The organism is Streptomyces sp. NPDC032161 (assembly GCF_040636995.1).
Lineage (GTDB): Bacteria > Actinomycetota > Actinomycetes > Streptomycetales > Streptomycetaceae > Streptomyces.
In genome coordinates, this window is the sequence record NZ_JBEZVN010000002.1 from 485,537 (window position 1) to 507,936 (window position 22,400).

Genomic DNA, 22,400 nt, shown 5'->3' on the forward strand with positions numbered 1-22,400 from the left:
GTCACACCGTCCACCACACCGTGGTGTCGGCGGGCAGGTCGATCTCGGCGCCGTCGGTGACGACCGGGGAGCTGGACAGCAGGACGCTGCCGCGCACCGGGATGCGGACCGGGCGGTCCGTGGTGTTGACGGTGCAGACGAAGCCGGGACGGGCGAGGATCAGCAGTCCCTCGGGGGCCTGGAGCCATTCCACCGAGGCACCGGCGCCGAGCCCGGGGTGGGCCCGGCGGGCGGCGATCGCGGCCCGGTACAGCTCCAGGGTGGAGCCGGTGACGCCGGTCTGCGCCTCGACGCTCAGCTCGCCCCAGCCGTCGGGCTGGGGCAGCCAGCTGCCGCCGCTGCCGAAGCCGTACGAGTCGCCGTCGCGGGTCCACGGGATCGGCACCCGGCAGCCGTCGCGGAAGCCGTCCTGGCCCTCCGCGCGGAAGAACGACGGGTCCTGGCGGACCTCGTCGGGCAGGTCGGTGACGTCGGGCAGGCCGAGTTCCTCGCCCTGGTAGACGTAGGCGGAGCCGGGCAGTGCCAGCATCAGCAGGGTGGCGGCGCGGGCCCGGCGCAGGCCGAGTTCGCGGTCGCCGGGGGTGCGGATCTGGGTGCCGAGGCCGGGCGGGTTGGCGAACCGGGTGGCGTGCCGGGTCACGTCGTGATTGGAGAGCACCCAGGTGGCGGGGGCGCCGACGGGGCGCATGGCGGCGAGCGAGGTGTCGATGACCTCGCGCAGGGCGGCGGCGTCCCAGTCGGTGGTCAGGTACTGGAAGTTGAACGCCTGGTGCATCTCGTCGGGGCGCACGTAGTGGGCGGTGCGTTCGACGGTGGGGGTCCACGCCTCGGCGACCAGGATCCGTCCGCCCGTCGCCCACCACCGCCCTTCCGACGAAGGCCCTTCGGGCCCCTTCTTCACGGGGTACTCGTCGAGGATGGTGCGCCAGGAGCGGTAGATCTCGTGGACGCCGTCCTGGTCGAAGAACGGCATGACGTCGTTGCCGAGCAGCTTGAGCTGGTCGCGGCTGCCGATGTCGGGCAGTCCGGGGGCCTTGACGAGGCCGTGGGCGACGTCGACCCGGAAGCCGTCGACGCCCATGTCGAGCCAGAAGCGCAGGATCGAGCGGAACTCGTCGGCGACGGCCGGGTGTTCCCAGTTGAAGTCGGGCTGCTCGGGCGCGAAGAGGTGGAGGTACCAGTCGCCCGGGGTGCCGTCCGGGTTCGTGGTCCGGGTCCAGGCGGGGCCGCCGAAGACGGACTCCCAGTCGTTGGGCGGGAGTTCGCCCTGCTCACCCTTTCCGGGGCGGAAGTGGTAGCGGTCGCGCAGCGCGGAGCCGGGACCCTCGGCGAGGGCGCGCCGGAACCAGTCGTGCCGGTCGGAGGAGTGGTTGGGCACCAGGTCCACGATGATCCGCAGACCCAGTTCGTGGGCGTCCCGGATCAGCGCGTCGGCGTCCAGCAGGGTGCCGAACATGGGGTCGATGGCGCGGTAGTCGGAGACGTCGTAGCCGGCGTCGGCCTGCGGGGAGGCGTAGAAGGGGCTGAGCCAGACCGCGTCGACGCCGAGGTCCTTGAGGTACGGGAGCTTGCCGCGTACGCCCGCGAGGTCGCCCATGCCGTCACCGTTGCCGTCGGCGAAGCTCCGTGGGTAGACCTGGTAGATCACCGCGTCCTGCCACCAGCCGTTCTGGTGGGCCGGAGCGTCGGCGGACGGGCCGGTGGAGGGGGCAGTGAGGTGCTGGGTCATGTCGTCCCTGGGGTGTCGGGGTGGGTGCGCCGCCGGGACCGGGTGGGGTGCCGGCGGACGCGGTGACGTGGTAGGCCGGTCAGCCCTTTACGGCTCCGGCGGACATGCCGGTGACCAGATGGCGCTGGACGAAGAGGAAGACCAGGGCGGCGGGGATCGCGATGAGCACGGACGCGGCGGTCATCGCTCCCCACTGGGCCCCGTACTGGTTGACGAACAGCTGGAGGCCGCCCGCGAGGGTGAGGTTGTCCTCGCCGACCATGAAGGCGGAGGCGTACGCCACCTCGCCCCACGCGGTGATGAAGGAGTAGAACGCGGTGACGGCGAGGCCGGGCTTGGCGAGCGGCAGCACGAGCCGCCAGAAGGTGCCGAACGGGGTGAGGCCGTCGACCTGCCCGGACTCGTCGATCTCGCGCGGGATGGTGTCGAAGAAGCCCTTCATCATCCAGGCGCAGAACGGCACCGAGATGGTGAGGTAGGTGATGACGAGGCCGGCGGGCTGGTTCAGCAGGCCCATGCCGGACATGATGTTGTAGATCGGCACGATGAGGACGGCGACCGGGAACATCTGGGTGACCAGCAGCGTCCACATCAGTCCGCGCTTGCCGGGGAAGCGGAAGCGGCTGACGGCGTAGCCGGTGGAGGCGGAGACGATGACGCCGAGGAGCGTGGTGAGTCCCGCGATGAGCAGGGAGTTGCCGAACCAGGTGAGGAACTTCGTGTCCCGGATCAGGTTCGTGTAGTTCTCGAACGTCGTCTCTTTGAAGAAGTCGGTGGTGGTCGCGTACGCGGCCGGCTTCAGCGAGGTGAGCAGGACCCACAGCACGGGGAAGACGGCGATGACGGACGCGACGAGGAGCGTGAGGTGCAGTCCGACGGAGGCGATCGGCGCGCGCTCGCCGCGCGGCCGGGGCTTGCGGGCGGGGCGGCGTGCGGCGGTCGTCGCGCGGGCGCTCGTCGCCGGAGCGGGGTTCGCGGGGGCGGGGGCGGTGGTCACCAGTCGTCTCCCTGGGTGCGGAGGACGCGCCGGTACACGGCGGCGAAGAGCAGCAGGAGCACGAGGATCAGCACGCCCCAGGTGGAGGACTGCGCGTAGTCGCGCGGGCTGATCTCGAAGGAGAACTTGTACGCCTGGGTGACCAGGATCTGCGTGGCCTCGCCGGGTCCGCCGCGGGTCAGCAGGAAGATCACCGGGAACATGTTGAAGGTCCAGATGGTGGAGAGCAGGACCACCGTGGTGGAGACCGGCCGCAGCCCGGGCAGGGTGATGTGGCGGAAGCGCTGCCAGGCGGTGGCGCCGTCCATCTCGGCGGCCTCGTAGTGCTCGGCGGGGATCGACTGCAGCCCGCCGAGCAGGGCGACCATCATGAACGGCACGCCGAGCCAGACGTTGACGGCGATGACGGAGAGCTTCGCCCAGCCGGGGTCGTTCAGCCAGGGTATGCCGTCGAACCCGGCGCCGGAGAGGATCTTGTTGAGCAGCCCGCGGTCCTCGTTGTAGAGGAACCGCCAGGCGAAGACGGAGACGAATCCGGGGATGGCCCAGGGCAGGATGAGCGCCATCCGGTACGCGGAGCGTCCGGCGATCCTGCGGTTGAGGATGTTGGCGAGGGTCAGTCCGAGGGCGAAGGTGATGGCCACGCAGGAGACCGTCCACACCAGGGTCCACCCGAGCGTGCCGAGGAACTGCTCGCCCGTGAGCGCGTCGGCGTAGTTGTCCAGGCCGACGAACTCGTACGTGGCGGGCATGTGGTTGACGCCGATGGAGCGTGCGACGTTGCGTTCGTCGGCGTCGGTCATCGACAGGTAGATCCCGCGGACCAGCGGGTAGCCGATGATGACGCCGATCACGACGACGACCGGGGCGACCATGGCCCAGGCGTACCAGTGGGTCGACAGCGCCCGCCGGAGCCTGCTCGGCGGCGGGGGGTTGCCAGTGCCGCGGCTCCGGCCGCGGACGACGACGTCGCCCGCGGCCTTCGCCACCGACTGGCCGGTGTGGACAGCCATCAGCCGGCCTGCCTTCCTGTTACTTCCAGCCCTTGAGGAGCTTGCGGTAGGAGTCGCCGGTGGTCTTCACGCCCTTCTCCGGCGTGGTCTGGCCGGTGAGGACCTTGGTGTACTCGGTGACGAGCGGCGCGAAGAGGCTGCCGGTCTCGGGGATCCAGGGCCGCTCGACGGCGGTCTCGACGACGGGCTTGAAGAAGCCGACGATCTCGTTGTCGACGACGTCCTTCATGCCGTAGGCGGAGGTGCGGGTCGGCAGGAGGCTCAGCTCCTTGGTGACCTTGGCCTGGGTCTCGGCGGAGGTCATGTACTCGACGAACGCGTAGGAGGCGTCGAGGTTCTTGGAGCCGGCGTAGACGGCCAGGTTGTGGCCGCCCTGCGGGGCGCCCTGCGCAACGGAGCCGGCCGGGACCGGGGCGACGCCCAGGTTGGTCTTGTCCTTGAACTCCTTGCCGGCGTAGGTGTCGGCGACGGCCCACGGGCCGTTGATGATCATGGCGACCTTGCCGTCCTTGAAGGACGCCTGCATGTTCTCCCAGCCGTCCGTGGCGTCCGTCTTGGCCGCACCGGAGTCGACGAGGTCCTTGACGACCTTCATCGCCTTGACGCCCTGGGCGTTGTCGATGGTGACGGTGTTGTTCCCGGCGTCCACCATGTCGCCGCCCTCGCCGTACAGGAAGGACAGGAACCAGTACGCGTCGTCACCGCGCAGGTACATGCCCGTCTTGCCGGTCTTGTCCTTGATCTTCTTGGCGACGCTCTTGAGTTCGTCGACGGTCTTGGGGACCTCGACCCCCGCCTCCTTGAAGATCTTCTTGTTGTAGAAGACACCCATGGAGTCGATGACCTGCGGCACCGCGTACGTCTTGTCCTTGTACTTCGTGGACGCGGCGGCCTGCTTCAGGAAGTCGTCCGGCTTGTTCAGCGCGGGGGTGCCGTCGAGCGGGGCGAGGTAGCCGAGGTCGGCGAACTCGGGCGTCCAGGCGACCTCGGAGCGGATGACGTCGGGGGCACCGGAGCCGGACTGGGCCGCGTTCTTGAACTTGTTCTGCGCCTCACCGAAGGGCACGTTGACGTAGTTGACGCGGACCTTCGGGTGTTCCTTGGTGAAGTCCTCGGCGAGCTTCTTGAAGACCTTGTCCTCGCTGCCCGCGGTGGAGGTGTCCCACCACGTCACCGTGCCGGACAGCTCGCCCGAGCCCTTGCCCGTGCCGCCGTTCTCGTCATCGCTGCCGCAGGCGGTCGCCGCGAGCGCCAGGGCCGCGACCAGGGCGGTGGCCGTTATGCCACGTCGCATCTGAACTCCTTCAACTGCCGTACCGCTCCGTCGCGGCGCCGGGTCGACGTGGAACGTAACAAGGATGAAAGAGGACCGAAAGAGCTTGCAGGATATTTCTGCAACGACTGACGATCGTTACATTCGCGTGTCCTCACGGTTGCCGTCAAGCCTCTTGACGAGAGGCGGAAAACCCTGCAGAGACGGCCCACCGCACGCGATCGTCACGATTCGACGGCCCGACCGGGCGCCGGACAGGGGGCCGCAAGCCCTTGCAAGATCTTTCTGCGATGCCTGCCGGAACAGACGCGTCCGGCAGGCCGGACAGCGTGCGGGCGCGGTCCCGGACGCCGTGGGGCGAGGTGTCCTCGTACCGCCGGAGCAGGGGGACGGGACCGGCCCGCGCGGGGTCCCCCGGGGCCCGGCCGGGCGCGGGTGTCCAACTCCGGCCGATGGTGGGCAATCCGACATACGCCCGGTACAGTCCACTTCCATGACCGCACGGCTTGCCGATATCGCAACTCAGGCGGGGGTCAGCGAAGCGACGGTCAGCCGCGTGCTGAACGGCAAGCCCGGTGTTGCGGCGGCCACCCGCGAATCCGTTCTGGCCGCGCTCGACGTCCTCGGCTACGAACGCCCCGTGCGGCTGCGCAGGCGCAGCGCGGGACTGGTCGGGCTGATCACGCCCGAGCTGGAGAACCCCATCTTCCCGGCGCTGGCCCAGATCATCGGCCAGGCGCTGACCCGGCAGGGCTACACCCCGGTGCTGGCGACCCAGACCCCGGGCGGTTCCACCGAGGACGAGCTGACCGAGATGCTCGTCGAACGCGGGGTGTCCGGCATCATCTTCGTCTCCGGGCTGCACGCGGACACCTCGGCCGACATGCGGCGCTACGAGCAACTGCGCGCCAAGGGCGTCCCGTTCGTCCTGGTCAACGGCTTCTCCCCCGAGGTGCGGGCGCCGTTCATCTCACCGGACGACCGGGCGGCGATGCGGCTCGCGGTGACGCATCTGGTGTCGCTGGGGCATCAGCGGATCGGGCTTGCCGTCGGCCCGAAGCGGTTCGTGCCGGTGCTGCGCAAGATCGAGGGTTTCCGTGCCGTCATGCGGGAGCAGTTGGGGGCCGGGCCCGACGAGACGGAGGAGCTGATCCAGCACTCGCTGTTCACCCTGGAGGGCGGGCAGGCCGCCGCGTCGGCGCTGATCGGGCGGGGGTGCACGGCGGTGGTGTGCGCGAGCGACATGATGGCGCTCGGCGCGATCCGCGCCGCCCGCCGGCTGTCGCTGGAGGTGCCGCGCGATCTGTCGGTGGTCGGTTTCGACGACTCGCCGCTCATAGCGTTCACCGACCCGCCGCTGACCACGATCCGTCAGCCGGTGACGGCGATGGGCCAGGCCGCCGTGCGCACGCTCCTGGAGGAGATCGGCGGCACACCGGCCCCGCACAGCGAGTTCGTCTTCATGCCCGAGCTGGTGGTCCGCGGCTCGACGGCGGCGGGTCCCGGACCGGCCCCCTCCGCGACGCCGTCCGCCGGGGCCGTACCGGCGGCGCCCGACCGCCCCTGACCCCGGTTCGCCCACGCCCGTCGGCCCCGGCAGGGGCATCTCCCCACCGATGGGAAGATGATCGGGTGGGGAATCATTTCTGGCAGACTCTGTGCCTATGGGTGAATCGCGCGTGACATCACAGGAGACCCGACCGGATGCCACCCCGTCACCCACCGTGGGCGGGGCGGCCCGCACCGTGACCGCGGAGCGGGACACCGGGCAGCAGGAGTCCGGCCCGGCAGAGCCACGTCCCCCGTACACGCGCACCCGGCGCCGGATGGCGCTCGTGCGGGCACGCTCCCCGCGCCGTCCGCGCCTCTGGTTCGAAGTGCTGCTGATCGCGGTCAGTTACTGGGTCTACTCCCTGGTGCGCAACGCCGTTCCGGAGCAGAAGACCCAGGCGCTGCGCAACGCCGACTGGATCTGGTCGGTCGAGAAGCACCTGGGGATCGCCGTCGAGCAGACCGTCAACCACACGGTGAACTCCGTGACATGGCTGATCGTGTCGATGAACTACTACTACGCGACCCTGCACTTCGTCGTGACCCTCGGCGTCCTGGTGTGGCTGTTCCGCCGTCACCCGGGCCGTTACGCGGCGGCCAGGCTGACCCTGTTCGCGACCACGGCCGTGGCTCTGCTGGGCTACTACCTGTTCCCGCTGGCGCCGCCCCGCCTCATGACGGGCGGCCACTTCATCGACACCGTCCTGGTCCACCACACCTGGGGTTCGATGGCCTCGGGCAACTTCAAGAACATGTCGAACCAGTACGCGGCCATGCCCTCGATGCACATCGGGTGGTCGCTCTGGTGCGGCCTGACCGTCTTCGCGCTCGTCTCCGCGCCCTGGGCCCGGATCCTGGGGCTGCTGTACCCGACGGCCACCCTGGTCGTGATCGTGGCGACCGCCAACCACTTCTGGCTGGACGCGCTGGGCGGTCTGCTGTGCCTGGCCTTCGGCTTCGCGGTCTCGTACGTCTGGTACGGGTCGCTGCCGCACCGCCTCCCCCGGGCGGTGCGGGCCGGGGCCGGGGTGCCCCGGCCGGCGTTCCCGCCCGCGGCCTGACTCCGGGCCTGCCCGGAGCGGAAGCCGGGGCCGGAACGCGGGGCCGGAACGCCGGGGCAGGGCCCCTCACCCCCGGTGCGCCACGCGCCCTCCGCAGACCGTGAGCCGCACGGGCGCCTCCCCCAGCTCGTCCGCCGGGGCTTCCACCGGGTCCACGCCGAGCGCGGTGAGATCGGCCCGGTGGCCCGGGGCGATCCGCCCCGCGACCCGCTGTTCCCCGGCGGCGACGGCCGCGTGCGAGGTGCAGCCCTCCAGCGCCATCAGTCCGGTCAGCGCCTGCTCGGCGGTGACCGGTTCCGTGTCGTACGCCCCGGGCAGCCGTCGCAGCCGGGCCGTGGCCAGTACCTGGCGCACGTCGTAGGGGGCGATCGGCCAGTCCGAGCCGAGCGCGAGGTACGCCCCGGCGTCCCGCAGGTCGCGGCAGCGCCAGGCCCGCCCGGCCCGCTCCTCCCCGAGCCGCTTGGACCATTCGTCGGTGTGGTCGGCACGGGTGTACGCGGTGTGCGTGGGCTGCATCGAGGCGATGACCCCGAGCGAGGCGAACCGGACGGCGAGTTCGCGCGGCACGGTCTCGATGTGCTCGACGCGGTGCCGCAGCCGGCCGCTCTCCCCCAGCGCCTCCACCGTGTCCAGCACGTGCCGCACGGCCGCGTCCCCGATGGCGTGGGTCGCGGTGCCCACCCCCGCGCGGTGCAGATGGTGGACGGCGGCGGTGTACGCGTCCGGGTCCGGCCAGAACGCCTCGGTGCTCTCGCCGTGGCAGTCGGCGTGCTCCAGCCACGCGGTGCCGCCCTCGACGGTGCCGTCCATGAAGAACTTCACGCCGCCGACCCGCCAGAGTCGGCCCGCCTCGCGCTGCACCCGTACCAGTTCGTCCAGGGCCTCCCGGTCGGCGCCCGGCATGCACCAGGGCGCCAGCCGGAGCCGTACGGGCAGGTCCGTCTCCTCCTCCACGGCGGCCAGCAGGCCGGGTACGGACCCGTCGCCGAGGTCCATCGCGTGGGCGCCGGTGAGTCCGGTGGCGGCCATCGCGGAGAGGAGTTCCACCAGACGTGCGCGGCGCTCGGCGTCCGAGGGCCGGGGCGCCAGCCCGGCCACCAGGTCCACGGCGGCGTGCTCGACCAGGTGGCCGGTGGGCCGCCCGCCGGGGTCGCAGACGACGGTGGCGCGCTGGGCGAAGGCGCGGGGTCCGGTGATCCCGGCGCGCTCCAGGGCGACGCCGTTGACCAGGGCCGAGTGCCCGTCGTAGAGCCGGATGAAGGCGGGGGCGTCCCCGAGGACGTCCTCGACGAGCGCCCGGTCGACGGGGGCGCCGCCGAAGACGTTGTGGTCCAGGCCCCAGGCGAGGATCCAGCCGTCGGTGCGCCCGGCGGAGGCGAGCGCGGAGCGCAGCCCGTCGAGGTCGCGGACGGCGGAGAGGTCGGTCCCGGCGGCCATCTCCAGGCCCCAGACGGGGTGGCTGTGCGCGTCGACCAGGCCGGGGGTGAGGGTGGCCCCGGCGAGGTCGATCCGCTCGGTGCCGGGGCCGGACCACTCGCGCAGCGCGGCCTCGTCGCCGACGGCGGTGATCAGTCCGTCCTTGACCGCGACTGCGGTGGCCTCGGGCAGGTCCGGGTCGAGGGTGCGGACGCGGGCCCCGGTGAGGAAGAGGTCGGCTGCGGGCACGGGGAAACTCCTTCAGACGGTGGTGGTGGGGGCGGGGGTGCCGGCTGCGGCCGGCTCCGGACAAGAGGTCACGGCCGGTTCCGGGGCCGGGGGTTCGGCCGCGAACCGCGCGTACACCTCCGGCCGGGTGCGGCGCAGCCGGTAGGCAAGCACGAGGCCGAGCAGGAAGACCGCGGGCACCAGCGAGACGAGCACCAGGTTCACCCCGGCGGAGGCCCCGGAGAACAGCTCCACGTGGTCCGTGACCAGGACGATCGCGGCGGTGAGCAGGAGGGCGGCGATCACCGGTGCGACGACCGTGCGCAGCGCGCCCTCTCCGTGGGCGAACCGCCGGAAGTAGAGCGGTACGGCGATCGCGGCGAGCAGTTGAAGCGCCATCAGCCCGATCATGCCCGGAGTGTTGACCCAGAGCAGCAGTTGCGCGTACGGGTCGGCGCCGGCCGCGGCGAAGCCGATGACGACCACGGCACCGAGCACGGTCTGGGCGATGCCCGCCACGTACGGGGAGCGGTGCCGGGGGTGGACGCGGCCGAGGGCGGCGGGCAGCACGCCCTCCTCGGCGAGGGCGAGCCCGTAGCGGTTGATGGCGTTGTGGAAGGCGAGCAGCGAGGCGAGCACGCTGGTGACGATGAGGACGTGCATCAGGTCCGCGGCCCAGCCGCCGACGTAGTGGGTGATGGCGGAGAAGAACAGCCCGCCCGGGTCGTTGGTGGCCGCCTCGACGACCTCGGCTTCGCCGAACGCCTGGATGACGATCCAGACGACGAACGAGTAGAAGAGGCCGAGGAAGCCGACGGCGATGTAGGTGGCGCGCGGGACGGTGCGGTCCGGGTCGCGCGCCTCGCGCCGGTAGATGACCGTGGACTCGAAGCCGGTGAACGCGGCGAAGGCGCAGGCCAGTACGGCCGCCATGCCGGGCACGAGGACATGGTCCGGGGCGAAGGAGGCGAGCGAGAGTCCGGTGGCCCCGCCGTCCAGCAGGACACCGGCGGCGAGCAGGACGAGGATGCCGGTCTCGGCGACGAGCAGCACCCCGAGGACCTTGGCACCGAAGTCGATGGAGCGGAAGCCGCCGTACCAGATGAGCAGCAGTCCGGCGAGGGACACCGGCAGCCAGGGGACGTCGACGCCCCACAGGGCCTCGGCGGTGTCGGCGGTGGCCGAGCCGAGGAGCCCGTAGACGCCGATCTCCATGCCGTTGTAGCCGAGCATCGCGAGCAGGGCGGCGGCGATGCCGACGGGACGCCCGAGGCCCTGGGTGATGTACGCGTAGAACGCGCCGCCGCCGCGGACGTGGCGGCTCATCGTGGTGAAGCCGACGGCGAGGACCGCGAGGGTGATGCCGGCCACCAGATAGCCGACGGGGGCGCCGATGCCGCCCAGCAGGATGGCGATGGGGGCGACCCCGGCCATCACCGTGAGCGGGGCGGCGGCCGAGACGACGAAGAAGGAGATGTCGGCGGTGCCGAGCGTGCCTCTCCTGAGGGTGGGCGCGACAGGGGTGGGCGCTTCGTCCATACGGGGAAAGCCCTTCTGAGACGGGCGGGCAGGGGCCGGTGACCGACAACCTAAAGGCTTTCGGTTTTCGGCAATGTAACCTCGCCCACAGGCATCCGGGAAGACCTTTCGGCAGACTCACGCGCAGACGAATTTCAGGAGAACCCGACATGGGACGGCCGCGAACAGCGCTGCTCGACCGGGAGCGCATCACCACCACGGCGCTCGAACTCATCGGCGAGCAGGGCGAGTTCAGCGTCCCGCAGATCGCTCGGCGACTGGGGGTGCAGACCGGTTCGATCTACCACCACGTGGACGGGAGGGCCGGGGTCGTCGAACTCGTCCGGGAGCGCGTCTGCGCGGCGATCGACTCCGGGACCCTGGACGTGGAGCCGTGGGACGCGGCACTGACGGCCTGGGCCCGCTCCTACCGCGCCGCGTTCGCCGCCCACCCGCGCACGATCCCGCTGCTGACGACGTCCCCCGTGCGCGCGCCGAAGGTCCTGGAGCAGTACGAGCACGCGGTACGGCTGCTGACGGGCGTCGGGTTCGCCACGGCCGAGGTGATGGCGGTGATCACCGCCCTGGAGAACCTGGTGCTGGGTTCGGCCCTGGACCTGGCGGCTCCCGAGGCGATGTGGGAGCTGCCCGACGAGAGCGCGACGCCCCGCCTCGCCCGGGCGCTGGCGGCGGTGGGACCCGGCCGGGCGGACGCGGCGTTCGAGCTGGCGCTGGGGGCGTTCATCGGACACTGCCGCGCGCTGCTGGCCGCGGGCCGGCCCGCGGCGGCCCCGCCTCACGCCCCGTAGCGCGGCCCCCGCCGCACGGCCCGCGGAGCCGCCCCTCCGACGGCATCCGCGGGCGCCGCCGGGAGGGGCACAGGGTCGCCTCACGCCCCGTAGAAGCGCTCCTCCATCACGGCGCGCGCCCGGCGGGTGATCCTGCGGTAGTCGTCCAGCATGTCCCCGACGTGGCCCGGCTCGTACCCCAGGTACCGTCCCACCGCGGTGAGTTCGCGCGGGCCGGAGGGGAACGTGTCGCCCGGCCGGCCGCGCACCAGCATCACCGCGTTGCGGACCCGTGTCGCCAGCACCCACGCCTCGTCCAGCGTCTGCGCGTCCTCGGTCGGGATCAGCCCGGCGGCGCACGCGGCGGCCAGCGCCTCGCGCGTCCGTGTCGTCCGCAGCCCCGGTTCCGACCAGCCGTGCTGCATCTGCATCAGCTGGACGGTCCACTCGACGTCGCTCAGCCCGCCGCGCCCCAGCTTGGTGTGGAGCATCGGGTCCGCGCCGCGCGGCAGCCGCTCGGACTCCATCCGGGCCTTCAGACGGCGGATCTCCCGGACCGCGTCCTCCCCCAGCCCCTCCATCGGATAGCGCAGCGGATCGATCAACTCGATGAATTCGCGGCCCAGTTGCTCGTCGCCCGCCACCGGCAGGGCCCGCAGCAGCGCCTGGCTCTCCCAGACCAGCGACCAGCGCCGGTAGTAGGCCCCGTACGACCCGAGCGTGCGCACCAGCGGGCCGTTCCTGCCCTCCGGGCGCAGATCCGCGTCGATGAGCAACGGCGGGTCGGCGGTGGGGAGCTGGAGGAGCCTGCGCATCTCGGCGACCACCGTGTTCGCGGCGCGCGCCGCCTCCTGCTCGTCGACGCCCTCGCGCGGCGCGTGGACGAACAGCACGTCGGCGTCGGAGCCGTAGCCGAGTTCGTGCCCGCCGAACCGGCCCATGCCGATGACCGCGAACCGGGTCGGCAGGGTGTCCCCCCACTGTTCACGCACGGCGGCGCGCAGGGCGCCCGCGATCGTGGCGGCGGTCAGATCGGTGACCGCGTCGCCGACCCGGTCGACGAGGGCGCCGGGATCCTCCTCGGCGGGGCGCTCCTCCGTCCCGTACGAGCTGATGAGGTCCGCGGCGGTGGTACGGAACAGCTCGCGCCGCCGCACCCCGCGCACCGCGGTGACGGCGGACTCGGCGCCGTCCGCCCGCCCCACGGCGGCCAGCACCTCCTGCTCCAGGTGCGTCCGCCCGCGCGGCCGCAGGCCCTGCGGGTCGCCGAGGATCGCCACCGCCTCGGGCGCCCGCAGCAGCAGGTCGGGGGCGAGCCGGCCGGCCGAGAGCACCCGGGCGAGGTTCTCCGCCGCCGCGCCCTCGTCCCGCAGCAGCCGCAGGTACCACGGGGTCTTGCCGAGGGCGTCGGACACCTTGCGGAAGCCGAGCAGACCGGCGTCGGGGTCGGCGGAGTCCGCGAACCAGCCGAGCAGCACCGGCAGCAGGGTGCGCTGGATGGCGGCCTTGCGGGACACCCCGGAGGACAGCGCCTCCAGATGCCGCAGCGCGGCGGCCGGGTCGGCGTACCCGAGGGCTACGAGCCGCTGCCGGGCCGCCTCGGGGCTGAGCCGGGACTCGCCGGGGGCGAGCTGGGCGACGGCGTCGAGCAGTGGCCGGTAGAAGAGCTTCTCGTGCAGCCGTCGCACCACGGAGGTGTGGCGCCGCCACGTCTGGTTGAGCTCGGTGATGGGGTCCGTGCGCATCCCGAGGGAGCGTCCGAGCCGCCGCAGGTCCGGTTCGTCCTCCGGGACCAGATGCGTGCGGCGCAGCCGGTAGAGCTGGACGCGGTGTTCCATGGCGCGCAGGAAGCGGTACGCGTCGTCGAGCTGCGCGGCGTCCACCCGGCCCACGTAGCCGCCCGCGGCGAGCGCCCGCAGGGCCTCCAGGGTCGTGCCGCTGCGCAGGGCGGAGTCGCTGCGGCCGTGCACCAGCTGGAGCAGCTGCACGGCGAACTCGACGTCCCGCAGCCCGCCGGGGCCGAGCTTGATCTCCCGGTCCACGCGGTCGGCGGGGATGTTGTCGACGACGCGACGGCGCATGCTCTGCACGTCGGCGACGAAGTTCTCGCGCTCCGACGCCTGCCACACGAGCGGGGAGACGGCCTCGACGTACTCCGCGCCCAGCTCGGGGTCCCCGGCCACCGGCCGGGCCTTCAGGAGCGCCTGGAACTCCCAGGTCTTGGCCCAGCGCTGGTAGTACGCCAGGTGCGAGGACAGGGTCCGTACGAGGGGCCCGTTGCGGCCCTCGGGCCGGAGGTTGGCGTCGACGGGCCAGATGGTGCCCTCGACGGTCGTGTCGGAGCAGATCCGCATCAGGTGCGCGGCCAGCCGGGTGGCGGCCGGTACCGCCACGCCCTCGTCGACGCCGTCGGCCGGTTCCGCGACGAAGATGACGTCGACGTCGGAGACGTAGTTCAGCTCGTGCCCGCCGCACTTGCCCATGGCGATGACGGCGAGCCGGCACCGGGCGTCGTCCTCGGGCGCGGCCGTACGGGCGATGGCGAGCGCGGCCCGCAGCGTCGCCGTGGCCAGGTCGGCCAGCTCGGCGGCCGTCTCGGTGACGTCCGTCGTCGCGCACACGTCGCGCGCCGCGATGGCCAGCAGGCACCGGCGGTAGGCGACGCGCAGCGAGTCGGGATCGTCGGCCCCGGCCAGCTCCCGCTCGAACTCGGCGATCCCGGGGTGCAGATCGGTGGCCTCGTACGTGACGAGCGCGTGCCAGTCGCGCGGGTGGCGGACCAGATGGTCGCCGAGCGCCTCGGACGCGCCGAGGACCCCGAGCAGCCGGTCGCGCAACGGCTTGGCGGTGACGAGGGTGTCCAGCAGGGCCTGCCGCTCCTCCCCGTCCTGGGCCTCCACCAGTCGGGCGATCCCGCGCAGCGCGAGGTCCGGGTCGGCGGTGGCGCCGAGGGCGTCGAGGAGCACCGGATCGGTGCGCACGGACGACAGCGCGGGCAGGTCGAGGTGCCGCTCGGCGACGGACGGATCGGTGAATCCGTGCCGCAGCAGTCGGGTGAACGTACTGCTTCTGCGTCCCGGCGCCGTCGTCATTTCCGTGCTCTCCTGCTCGCCGCCCGTACACGATCCAGCGTTCCGAGCCTAACGACCTCGCCCACGATTGCCGCGACGCCGCCGACCATCGGGGGCGAGGCGGTAACGACCTGGGGACCGATGGGGAGCGGGCTCGCGCCGCCCTGCGGCTCCGCTTGCGGCGTTGTCGTCGGTTGTCGATGCGCCGCGTCGACTCCCTCCTCCGCCTCGCAATCGGAGCCGCATGACGACGCTCCCTGATCCACTCCCTATCGCTCCCCAGGTCGTAAGGGCTCTCCCGGAATCCCTGGCGGCCGACGACAGCCGCGGCAGCTCGCCGCGTTGTCGGAACGCCCGCGCACATCCAGTATGCGGGCGCCCCTCCGCCCCGCGACGCACCGCCTCCGACGCCGCGCGCTGATCCGCCGCGGTGCACGGGACAGCCCTCAGCCCGCGCCAGGGGATTCGGAGCGGGCGGCGTTCGGCTCGCGGGAGAACGACGGCCGGCGCACGGACGCGGGAGGGAGGGGCGCGGCAGGGGCGCCCGGCCGGGTCGCGATGACGACGGTGGCGCACAGCTCGTCGCAGGTGACCACGTGCGGGACCAGACCGGCGCGGGCGACGGTCTCCTCGGCCCGGGGCACCTGCCGCTCGCTCGTCTCGACCAGGAGGTGCCCGCCGGGGGCGAGCCAGCGCGGGGCCTCGGCGGCGACCCGCCGCAGCACGTCCAGGCCGTCGGCGCCCCCGTCGAGCGCCACGCGTGGTTCGTGGAGGCGGGCTTCAGGAGGGAGCAGTTCGACGTCGTCCGTCGGTACGTACGGAACGTTGGCGAGCAGGATCCCCACCCGGCCGCGCAGGGCGCCGGGGAGCGGTTCGAAGAGGTCGCCCTCGTGGACCCGTCCCGCGTCGCCGATGTTGCGGCGGGCGCAGCGCACGGCGGCGGGTTCGACATCGGCCGCGTGCAGTTCGATCCCGTCCATGGCCGCGGCGAACGCCGCGCCGAGCGCGCCCGACCCGCAACAGAGGTCGACGACGACCGCCCCGGGCGCGGCGAGCGCGACCGCCTGTTCGACCAGGAACTCGGTGCGGCGGCGGGGGACGAAGACCCCCGGATCCACGGCGATCCGGAGGCCGCCGAACTCGGCCCAGCCGAGGACGTGTTCCAGGGGCAGCCCGGCGGCCCGCCGTTCGACCATGGCGACGAGCCCGGCGTGGTCGGTGGCCGCGGAGACGAGCAGATCCGCCTCGTCCTCGGCGAATACGCAGCCGACGGCGCGGAGTGTGGTGGCGATGGAGGAGACGACGTGCGACGAAACGTGAACCGACATGGGGCGGAGCCTTTCGGGGAAGCCGATGGGCGCTCCGCGGCCGACTATGTCGGGTCGGCCACGCGGTCGTGCGAAGTGAGCACCCGGTCTGACACAGCGTTGATGGGGCTCACCTCCTTGGTCGGTCCCGTACGGGGAGGCGTCACACTACCCCACCGGCGGCGCCCGACGACGCCCCTCGCCCGGTTCACCGTCCGGCGAAAGAAGCGTCGGGCCGAGGGTGCGACACCCGTCGGCCCTAACGACCTGGGGAGCGATGGGGAGTGGATCAGGGAGCGTCGTCATGCGGCTTCGATCGCAAGGCGGAGGAGGGAGTCGATGCGGCGCATCGACAACCGACGACAACGTCGCAAGCGGAGTCGCAGGGCGGCGCGAGCCCGCTCCCCATCGGTCCCCAGGTCGTAAGGCCACGTACAGCCGCTGCGACTGCGCCGACCAGCTCTTACAGCACCGGCAGCAGGTTCTTCAGCTCGAAGGCGGTGACCTCGCTGCGGTACTCCTCCCACTCCTGCTTCTTGTTGCGCAGGAAGAAGTCGAAGACGTGCTCGCCGAGCGTCTCGGCGACCAGTTCGCTCTTCTCCATCAGCGAGATCGCCTCGCCCAGGTTCTGCGGCAGCGGCTCGATGCCCATCGCGCGGCGCTCCGCGTCGGACAGCGCCCAGACGTCGTCGTCGGCGCCGGCCGGGAGTTCGTAGCCCTCCTCGATGCCCTTGAGGCCCGCGGCGAGCAGGACCGCGTAGGTCAGGTACGGATTGGCGCCGGAGTCGATGGAGCGGACCTCGACGCGGGCCGAACCGGTCTTGCCGGGCTTGTACATCGGGACGCGGATCAGCGCGGAACGGTTGTTGTGGCCCCAGCAGATGTACGAGGGGGCCTCGCCGCCGGCGCCCGCGGCGCGGGAGGAGCCGCCCCAGATGCGCTTGTAGGAGTTGACCCACTGGTTCGTCACGGCGGAGATCTCCGCGGCGTGGTTGAGCAGGCCGGCGATGAACGAACGGCCGATCTTGGAGAGCTGGTACTCCGCTCCCGACTCGTAGAAGGCGTTGCGGTCGCCCTCGAAGAGGGAGAGGTGCGTGTGCATGCCCGAACCGGGGTGCTCGGAGAACGGCTTCGGCATGAACGTCGCCTGCACGCCCTGCTCCAGCGCGACCTGCTTCATCACGAGGCGGAACGTCATGATGTTGTCGGCGGTGGAGAGCGCGTCCGCGTACCGCAGGTCGATCTCCTGCTGGCCGGGGGCGCCCTCGTGGTGGCTGAACTCGACCGAGATGCCCATGGATTCGAGCATGGTGATCGCCTGGCGCCGGAAGTCCATGCCGACGTTCTGCGGGGTGTGGTCGAAGTACCCGGAGCTGTCGGCGGGGGTGGGCCTGCTGCCGTCGACGGGCTTGTCCTTCAGCAGGAAGAACTCGATCTCCGGGTGGGTGTAGAAGGTGAAGCCCAGGTCGGAGGTCTTGGCGAGGATCCGCTTCAGGACGTAGCGCGGATCGGCGAAGGACGGCGAACCGTCGGGCATCAGGATGTCGCAGAACATCCGGGCCGTGCCGGGTGCCTCCGCGCGCCACGGCAGGATCTGGAACGTGCCCGGGTCGGGTTTGGCGATCATGTCGGACTCGTACACCCGGGCGAAGCCCTCGATGGCGGAGCCGTCGAAGCCGATTCCCTCGTCAAACGCCTGTTCCAGTTCGGCGGGGGCCACGGCGACGGACTTGAGGTAGCCGAGGACGTCGGTGAACCACAGCCGTACGAAGCGGATGTCGCGCTCCTCAAGCGTCCTGAGGACGAATTCCTGCTGCTTGTCCATAGCCACATCCTTGCAGTTCAGACGGTCTGTGCACCACCGCCCGGGGTAGGGGAGGAGCTCCAGTATCACGACCCGGGATTTCACCCAGATTACGCACATGGAGTGAGATGGAGCACCCGGCCACCCACTACGATCTGCGCCCATGGCACGCGTGGGGCGGAGCCGCTCGGCGGCGGCCCGGGGCGTGCCGGTTCCCCGGTCTTTTCCGTCCCTTCCCGCTTCCTCGCAGAAGGACCCGACGACATGAGCCTCGACCCTCGGACCCGCCCGGAGCAGATGCGCGACGCCGACCGCTCGCGTGACCGCCGCACCCGTGTCACGGCCATAGGCCTGAGCGTCCTCGTCGTCGTCGGCCTGGTCGGGCTCGGCTCGTACACCCTGCTGAACGAGTCCGAGGCGTCGGAGAACGAGCGGAGCGTCCGGGCGGACGACGCCAAGGCACCCGCGCCGGACCGGAACGGAGCGGGCCGGAACGAACCGGGGCCGGAACGGCCGGGGCGGAACGGGTCCGCCGACGGGCCGATCCGGGGGCTGAAGACGTGGGACGCGTCGAAGCTGACCCGCAACCACGTCGACGGGCCCGTCGCGTACCCCATGAAGCCCCCGGTCGGCGGCGACCACAACCCGGTGTGGATGAACTGCGACGGCGAGGTGTACGAGAAGGCGATCCCCGATGTGAACGCCGTGCACTCGCTGGAGCACGGAGCGGTGTGGGTGACGTACACGAACAGGGCCGCGGACGCCGACGTCACCGAGCTCGCCGAGCGGGTCGGCAGGACGCCTTACTCGCTGATGAGCCCGTACGAGGGCCAGGCCGGCGCGATCATGCTGACCGCCTGGGGCAACCAGCTGACGGTGGACGGCGCCGACGACCCGCGGGTCGACCGGTTCTTCGCGGCGTTCGTGCAGGGGCCGCAGACGCCCGAGCCCGGCGCGACGTGCTCGGGCGGGCTGGGGGCCTCGTGACCGGGGTACGGCGCGACCGGCGCATGGCAGTACGGGCGGCGGGCTCCGCCGCGCTGCTCGCGCTGCTGTTCGCGGGGGCGGCGACGGTCGCCTCCGCCCGGGACGACGGGGCCCGTGCCGACAGGGCGAGGGGCGACGGAGCGAGGGGCACCCGCTCCCCCGCCGCCCTCCACGTGCCCGGGGAGGACTCCGCGGACGCCGGGTTCGCCCGGGACATGGCGGTCCACCACCAGCAGGCCGTGGAGATGTCCTTCCTCGTGCGCGACCGCACCGGGGACGAGGAGGTGCGCCTCCTCGCGTACGACATCGCCAACACGCAGGCCAATCAGCGGGGCATGATGCTCGGCTGGCTGGACCTGTGGGAGCTGCCGAAGACGGCCCCGGGCGGGCAGGGGCCGATGGCCTGGATGGCGGACGACCACCCGGGACACGCGGGGCACGCCGGGCACGCGGGACGGGCGGGACACCCGCCCCGCGACGGTTCCCTCATGCCCGGCATGGCCACCCGGGCCGAACTGGACCGGCTCCGCACGGCGAGCGGCAGAAACGCCGAGGTCCTCTACCTCCGGCTGATGACCGACCACCACCGCGGCGGCGTCGACATGGCCCGCGGCTGCGTCCGGCTGTGCACGGTCGGGGCGGAGAAACGGCTGGCCCAGGGGATGATGGAGGCCCAGCGGTCCGAGCTGGACGCGATGGCCGCGATGCTGGAGGCGCGCGGGGCGAAGCCCCGGTCGTGAACGGCCCCGGGCTCCGGCGTCGACGTGCCGTCTGCCGTGCGACGACACTTCGACGCCGGGACCTGGCGGTTCCCTCCGGATCCCGAATACACCCGAACGGGCGATAGCGGTCGCACGTCCCGAACGGACGTACGACGATGGATGTTCTCGGGAGTGAACGGCATGCCCGTCGGCACGCAGGAGGAATCCCTCATGACCACTGCGAAGGACATCATGCACACCGGGGCCACCTGGATCCCCGCGCACGAGACGCTGGACCGGGCCGCGCAGCTGATGCGCGAGCATCACGTGGGCGCGCTGCCCATCTCGGCCAGCGGCGAACAGGACCGGATGATCGGCATCCTCACGGACCGCGACATCGTGCTCGGCTGCGTGGCGGAGGGACGCGATCCGTCGAAGGTGACCGCGGGCGACCTCGCCCACGGCACACCGCGCTGGATCGATTCCGACGCGAGCGTGGACATGGTCCTGGAGGAGATGCAGACCCACCAGATCCGTCGGCTTCCGGTCGTCGAGAACAAGAAACTGATCGGCATGATCAGCGAGGCCGACCTGGCGCGGCACCTCTCCGACGAACAGCTCGCCTGCTGGATGGAGAAGGTCTACGCCCGCGGTTGACGGGTCCACGCACCACACGCGTCCCGGACTCGCGCCCGGCGGCCCGGCACCCCGCCCCACGGGGGTCGCCGGGCCGCTGCGTGCCCGCCCCCGCCGAGCGGGCGGGCGGCCGTACGCCTCGCCCCGGCAGGGGCCGCGCACCCGCGCCGATACGTTTCCTCACAGCCCTGCCGGGCTTCCTCGCACCCCCGTCCGGCCCCCACGCGTCCGGGCGTCTCCCCGCGCGAGGGGTACCCAACCGGGGTAAGGTGCCGGACATGACCCTGAGTAGATGTGCGACATACGGACAGTTGTCCCTGTTCGTGGCGCTGCTCACCGGGATCGCCCACCTCCTCGCGGGTGTCGCGGCGCGGATGCCGTCGATGCCGTGGCCGGTCCCCCGGCCCGGTCCGGCCCTCCGCGCGCCGTCGTCGGTGCCGTGCGCGTCGGTGCTGTGCATATAGAAGGGGCGCCTCCCCCTTCTCAGCAGCCCGCCGTACCGACAACACCTCGAGGTGCTCTCCGTCATGCGCACTCCACCCACCCGACGCGCCGTGCTCGGCGCGGCCGCCGCCACCGCCGGTACGGCGTTCCTGGCCTCCTGCTCCGGCGAATCCGACCCGGACCGCCGCGCCCCGCAGAGCGGTGGCGCGAGCGCCGGCGGCCCGGAGCACGGCAGCGCGAACCACGGAATCCCCCACCACGGGAAGTCCTGGGACGAGTACGTCTCCCCCGACGGGAAGGAGGTCGCCGAAGCCGAGGCCGAACGACGCTCCGGTCCCCACCGGAAGTTCCACCTCACCGCCACCCCGTCCCGCCTGGACCTGGGCGGCGGCCTCGTCGTCGGCTCGTGGGCCTACGAGGCCCGGCTTCCCGGCCGGGAGCTGCGGTTCACGGTGGGCGACAACGTGGCGCTCACGCTCGCCAACCACCTCCCGGAGGCCACCACGCTGCACTGGCACGGCCTCAACGTGCGCAACGACATGGACGGCGTCCCCGACCTCACGCAGCGGCCGATCAAGCCGGGCGAGGAGTTCTCCTACCGCTTCAAGGTGCCGCACCCGGGGACGTACTGGTTCCACCCGCACACGGGCGTCCAGCAGGACCGGGGGCTGTACGCCCCCCTGATCGTGGAGGACCCGAAGGAGACGCTGAAGTACGACAAGGAATGGGTGGTCGTCCTCGACGACTGGGTCGACGGGGTGGGCGGCTCCACCCCGGACGCGGTGCTCGACGAGCTGAGCGGCGGCCGGGGCGGCATGGACCACAGCGGGAAGCGCCACGGCTCCATGAACCACGCCCACGGGGCGGACGAGACGGACGAGGAGGGCAGGGCGGACGAGACGGACGGCAAGAACGACGCGGACGACGCCCGTCGCGGCGGCCCCTCCGGTTCGCCCGGCTCCCCCAAGTCCCCCGGGCGGCGCTCCGGACCCTCGCGGATCATGCGGCACGGCTTCAGCGAACTGCTCGACAGCCACGGCGGCAACGTCGACTACCCGTACTACCTGATCAACGGCCGCATCCCCAAGGCCCCCACCACGTTCCTCGCCAAGCCCGGCGAACGCATCCGGCTGCGCATCATCAACGCGGGCGGCGACACCGCCTTCCGGGTCGCGCTCGGCGGCCACCGGATGACGATCACCCACACCGACGGCTACCCGGTCCAGCACACCACGACGGACGCCCTGGTGCTGGGCATGGGAGAGCGGTACGACGTGATCGTCACCGCCAAGGACGGGGTGTTCCCGCTGACCGCGCTCGCCGAGGGCAAGCGGGCGACGGCCCTGGCGCTGCTGCGCACCGGGATGGGCACGCCGCCCGCCGCCCATGTGCGGCCCAAGGAGCTGAACGGGAAGCTGGTCGAGGCCACGCAGCTGTCGCCGCACCCGTCCGTGGCCCTGTCCGCCCGGAAGCCCGACCGGACCATCCGCTACAAGCTGACCGGCACGATGAAGGCGTACGACTGGGGCTTCGACCACGAGCCGTACTCGCCGGACCGGCGCCGCCCGGTCGCGGCGGGCGAGCGTGTGCGGCTGGAGTTCTTCAACATCACCTCGATGTGGCACCCCGTCCATCTGCACGGGCACTCGTTCGGGCTGGTGGGGGCGGCGGGGCCGACGCACCGCGCGTCGCACCGGCGCGAGTGGCAGTGGGCGCGCAAGGACACCGTGATCGTCCGGCCGAACAGTTCCGTTTCGATGGAGTTCGAGGCGGACAATCCCGGCCTGTGGATGCTCCACTGCCACAACATCTACCACTCGGACGTGGGCATGATGTCGGTCCTCGGCTACCTCCGCTGATCCCCACGGACCCCGTC

Annotated in this window: 17 protein-coding genes; 8 read left to right on the forward strand and 9 right to left on the reverse strand. The window is 72.0% G+C overall.

Features of this window, described 5'->3' with window-relative positions:
* Nucleotide 1 precedes the first annotated feature (1 nt).
* The 4 genes from AB0E67_RS07925 to AB0E67_RS07940 form a co-directional block, all read right to left on the reverse strand.
* Nucleotides 2-1,729, reverse strand: a complete 1,728-nt coding sequence (locus tag AB0E67_RS07925) for a glycoside hydrolase family 13 protein (protein ID WP_362022416.1) — start codon at nt 1,727-1,729, stop codon at nt 2-4.
* Nucleotides 1,730-1,808: 79 nt separating this feature from the next.
* Entirely contained in the window at nt 1,809-2,615 is an 807-nt protein-coding gene (locus AB0E67_RS07930) for a carbohydrate ABC transporter permease (RefSeq protein WP_242433873.1), read from the reverse strand.
* A gap of 107 nt (nt 2,616-2,722) precedes the next feature.
* Nucleotides 2,723-3,739 (reverse strand): sugar ABC transporter permease, encoded by a 1,017-nt coding sequence (locus tag AB0E67_RS07935; RefSeq protein ID WP_362022419.1) that lies wholly within the window; start codon nt 3,737-3,739, stop codon nt 2,723-2,725.
* A gap of 19 nt (nt 3,740-3,758) precedes the next feature.
* On the reverse strand, nt 3,759-5,033 hold the full coding sequence (locus AB0E67_RS07940) for an extracellular solute-binding protein (RefSeq protein ID WP_362022422.1): 1,275 nt from the start codon (nt 5,031-5,033) through the stop codon (nt 3,759-3,761).
* 472 nt (nt 5,034-5,505) lie between these two features.
* Here AB0E67_RS07940 and AB0E67_RS07945 point away from each other — a divergent pair, with 472 nt between their 5' ends.
* Entirely contained in the window at nt 5,506-6,579 is a 1,074-nt protein-coding gene (locus tag AB0E67_RS07945; RefSeq protein ID WP_362022425.1) for a LacI family DNA-binding transcriptional regulator, read from the forward strand.
* A gap of 97 nt (nt 6,580-6,676) precedes the next feature.
* The gene (locus AB0E67_RS07950) at nt 6,677-7,624 is read left to right on the forward strand and encodes a phosphatase PAP2 family protein (protein WP_362022428.1); all 948 of its coding nucleotides are present in this window, start codon (nt 6,677-6,679) and stop codon (nt 7,622-7,624) included.
* Nucleotides 7,625-7,690: 66 nt separating this feature from the next.
* Here the strand turns inward: AB0E67_RS07950 and AB0E67_RS07955 are convergent, their stop codons facing one another.
* The gene (locus AB0E67_RS07955) at nt 7,691-9,289 is read right to left on the reverse strand and encodes an amidohydrolase (protein WP_362022431.1); all 1,599 of its coding nucleotides are present in this window, start codon (nt 9,287-9,289) and stop codon (nt 7,691-7,693) included.
* A 12-nt stretch (nt 9,290-9,301) separates the two neighbouring features.
* The gene (locus tag AB0E67_RS07960; RefSeq protein ID WP_362022434.1) at nt 9,302-10,807 is read right to left on the reverse strand and encodes an APC family permease; all 1,506 of its coding nucleotides are present in this window, start codon (nt 10,805-10,807) and stop codon (nt 9,302-9,304) included.
* 149 nt (nt 10,808-10,956) lie between these two features.
* Here AB0E67_RS07960 and AB0E67_RS07965 point away from each other — a divergent pair, with 149 nt between their 5' ends.
* Nucleotides 10,957-11,595 carry a TetR/AcrR family transcriptional regulator C-terminal domain-containing protein gene (locus AB0E67_RS07965; RefSeq protein ID WP_362022437.1) on the forward strand — a complete coding sequence of 213 codons (639 nt, stop codon included), beginning with the start codon at nt 10,957-10,959 and terminating at the stop codon, nt 11,593-11,595.
* 80 nt (nt 11,596-11,675) lie between these two features.
* Here the strand turns inward: AB0E67_RS07965 and AB0E67_RS07970 are convergent, their stop codons facing one another.
* From AB0E67_RS07970 to glnA, 3 genes are all read right to left on the reverse strand, one after another.
* Nucleotides 11,676-14,666, reverse strand: coding sequence for a bifunctional [glutamine synthetase] adenylyltransferase/[glutamine synthetase]-adenylyl-L-tyrosine phosphorylase (locus tag AB0E67_RS07970; RefSeq protein ID WP_362022440.1), 2,991 nt, complete (start codon nt 14,664-14,666; stop codon nt 11,676-11,678).
* A 425-nt stretch (nt 14,667-15,091) separates the two neighbouring features.
* Entirely contained in the window at nt 15,092-15,973 is an 882-nt protein-coding gene (locus AB0E67_RS07975; RefSeq protein ID WP_362022443.1) for a putative protein N(5)-glutamine methyltransferase, read from the reverse strand.
* Nucleotides 15,974-16,415: 442 nt separating this feature from the next.
* Entirely contained in the window at nt 16,416-17,777 is a 1,362-nt protein-coding gene (glnA, locus tag AB0E67_RS07980) for a type I glutamate--ammonia ligase (RefSeq protein WP_351521739.1), read from the reverse strand.
* Between the two features lie 243 nt (nt 17,778-18,020).
* Here glnA and AB0E67_RS07985 point away from each other — a divergent pair, with 243 nt between their 5' ends.
* From AB0E67_RS07985 to AB0E67_RS08005, 5 genes are all read left to right on the forward strand, one after another.
* Nucleotides 18,021-18,743: a DUF3105 domain-containing protein gene (locus AB0E67_RS07985; RefSeq protein WP_362022447.1), complete on the forward strand. Its 723-nt coding sequence runs from the start codon at nt 18,021-18,023 to the stop codon at nt 18,741-18,743.
* Between the two features lie 23 nt (nt 18,744-18,766).
* Nucleotides 18,767-19,483, forward strand: a complete 717-nt coding sequence (locus AB0E67_RS07990) for a DUF305 domain-containing protein (protein ID WP_362023563.1) — start codon at nt 18,767-18,769, stop codon at nt 19,481-19,483.
* 192 nt (nt 19,484-19,675) lie between these two features.
* Nucleotides 19,676-20,101 carry a CBS domain-containing protein gene (locus tag AB0E67_RS07995; RefSeq protein WP_362022449.1) on the forward strand — a complete coding sequence of 142 codons (426 nt, stop codon included), beginning with the start codon at nt 19,676-19,678 and terminating at the stop codon, nt 20,099-20,101.
* Between the two features lie 257 nt (nt 20,102-20,358).
* Complete coding sequence (locus AB0E67_RS08000) at nt 20,359-20,544, forward strand: hypothetical protein (RefSeq protein ID WP_362022452.1); 186 nt, start codon at nt 20,359-20,361, stop codon at nt 20,542-20,544.
* A gap of 63 nt (nt 20,545-20,607) precedes the next feature.
* A complete protein-coding gene (locus AB0E67_RS08005; protein WP_362022455.1) occupies nt 20,608-22,383 on the forward strand; it encodes a multicopper oxidase family protein in 1,776 nt (591 codons plus the stop codon).
* Nucleotides 22,384-22,400 lie beyond the last annotated feature (17 nt).